We start from the raw sequence: 413 nt of genomic DNA, 5'->3' as shown, positions 1-413 counted from the left end.
GTGTTTATGCAAATAGGTTAGGCCGTAAAGATGGCGATAATACACCTAAAATTAATTACTACGCTGTTGGTACCTCCGTATTTATAATGTCATTAGCAACGATTCTTGCTGATGTGCATGTTGACGCTAAAGGTGCAATAGAAGGTAATTTTGGCTGGGTTGTGATTTATTTACTTTGTATTTTTGTGTCTATAGATGTAGATCGATACTCTTCATGGGTCCGATGTGAGAATGGGTTACCTACAGAAAAGAAGCATGTAATGAGAGGTGTCATCATCCCTAATTCTTTAGGTGTTTTTGCTTTCTGTTTATATCGTTTTATTGTCTAGGATACTTGCTATGAATAAAGAAGAAGCAGAAAGAATTGCTAAATTATTAAAAAATTCTTCAGCAATTTCTCAATTAGAGTTACC

General features: G+C 34.6%; 1 protein-coding gene. It reads left to right on the top strand.

All coding sequences use genetic code 11. The features are described from left to right. Positions 1-329: hypothetical protein (locus tag AB4496_RS24270; RefSeq protein ID WP_372132337.1), on the top strand; the 329-nt coding region annotated here is incomplete at its 5' end. Between the last annotated feature and the right edge of the window lie 84 nt (positions 330-413).

It is taken from the genome of Vibrio sp. 10N.222.46.A1, from assembly GCF_041473595.1.
Classification (GTDB): Bacteria; Pseudomonadota; Gammaproteobacteria; order Enterobacterales; family Vibrionaceae; genus Vibrio; species Vibrio tasmaniensis_A.
The sequence above is the reverse complement of the archived record's forward strand: the minus strand, read 5'-3'. Positions and strand labels throughout refer to the sequence as shown.